Genomic DNA, 1,689 nt, shown 5'->3' with positions numbered 1-1,689 from the left:
GCCCGCCGGAGCCGGGTCGGTGGCCGACCTGGAGCTGAAGCCGTCCCTGGAGGCGGTGCTGATGGTCGTGGACGAGCCGGCCACCGAGGAACACCTCGCCCGGGTGGTGCAGCGACCGCGCCGGGCCGTCGCCGACGCCCTGCGGGAGCTGGCCGAGGAGTACACCCGCCAGGGCCGGGGCTTCGAACTGCGTCAGGTCGCCGGCGGCTGGCGGTACTCCACCCGCGCCGAGTACGCCGAGGCCGTCGAGGGCTTCGCGCTCGACGGCCAGCAGGCGCGCCTGACACAGGCCGCGCTGGAGACACTGGCGGTCGTCGCCTACCGCCAGCCGGTCAGCCGTTCCCGGGTCTCCGCGGTGCGCGGAGTGAACTGCGACGGCGTCATGCGCACCCTGCTCCAGCGCGGTCTGGTGGCGGAGGCGGGCGCCGAACCCGAAACAGGTGCGATCCTGTATGTGACGACGCACTACTTCCTGGAACGGATGGGCCTGCGAGGCCTGGACGAGCTGCCGGAGCTGGCGCCCTTCCTACCCGAAGCGGACGCGGTGGAGGGCGAGAGCCGGGAGGGGGTGCCGTCGTTCGACGTAGACGACAGCGGCGACCCCAGACCTAAGACGGAACTTTGATGCGAAGCAGCGGCAGTAACAGCAACCGGAACAACCGGGGCGCGGGCAGCAGCCGCGACAACAAGCAGTCCTCCTCCGGACGTCCCCGTCCCGAGGAGCGGCGCTACACCACCGACGGCAACCGGGGGGCGAAGGGCGGTCCGCGCAAGCGTTCCGCGCCGGCCCGCCCCCGTGAGCTGGACGCCCAGATCGAGGAGCGCAACCGCGCGCGGTACGACACCCCGCGGCCGAAGACCCCCAAGACCTTCGGAGACCAGGACGGCGAGCGGCTGCAGAAGGTGCTCGCCCGGGCCGGCATGGGCTCCCGTCGGGCCTGCGAGGAGCTCATCGAGCGGGCGCGGGTCGAGGTCAACGGCCAGATCGTCGTCGAACAGGGCATGCGGGTGGACCCCGAGAAGGACGAGATCAAGGTCGACGGCCTGACCGTCGCCACCCAGGCGCACCTCTTCTTCGCCCTGAACAAGCCCGCCGGTGTGGTGTCCTCGATGGAGGACCCGGAGGGCCGCCAGTGCCTGGGCGACTACGTGAACAACCGCGAGACGCGGCTGTTCCACGTCGGCCGGCTGGACACCGAGACCGAGGGGCTCATCCTGCTCACCAACCACGGTGAGCTCGCCCACCGCCTCACCCACCCGCGCTACGGCGTGCGCAAGGTCTACCTGGCCGCGATCCAGGGGCCCATCCCTCGGGACCTGGGCAAGCGACTCAAGGACGGCATCAAACTGGAGGACGGCTACGCCAAGGCCGACCACTTCAAGATCGTCGAGAACACCGGCAAGAACTACCTCGTCGAGGTCTCGCTGCACGAGGGCCGCAAGCACATCGTGCGGCGCATGCTCGCCGAGGCGGGCTTCCCCGTGGATCGCCTGGTCCGGACCCGCTTCGGTCCCATCCCGCTGGGCGACCAGAAGTCCGGCTGGCTGCGCCGGATGACCAACACCGAGGTCGGCATGCTGATGAAGGAGGTCGGCCTTTAGGGCCGGCCCTACGGCACCGGCAGCCCGCCGACGGCTCGCGGTACGGGAACGGCGTGAGCACGCCGCCGCCCGGCCCGCGCGGCCACG

At 71.2% G+C, this 1,689-nt stretch carries 2 protein-coding genes; both read left to right on the top strand.

What is annotated here, in order from left to right; genetic code table 11:
- Positions 1–625 (top strand): SMC-Scp complex subunit ScpB (gene scpB, locus ACYVE9_RS25710; RefSeq protein WP_461030291.1); only part of this gene is annotated, 625 nt, incomplete at its 5' end.
- Positions 625–1,602: a pseudouridine synthase gene (locus ACYVE9_RS25705; protein ID WP_461030290.1), complete on the top strand. Its 978-nt coding sequence runs from the start codon at positions 625–627 to the stop codon at positions 1,600–1,602. The genes scpB and ACYVE9_RS25705, both read left to right, overlap by 1 nt.
- Positions 1,603–1,689 lie beyond the last annotated feature (87 nt).

The sequence above is a fragment of the Streptomyces sparsus genome (genome assembly GCF_054776295.1).
This window is presented reverse-complemented; position numbering and strand designations above follow the sequence as displayed.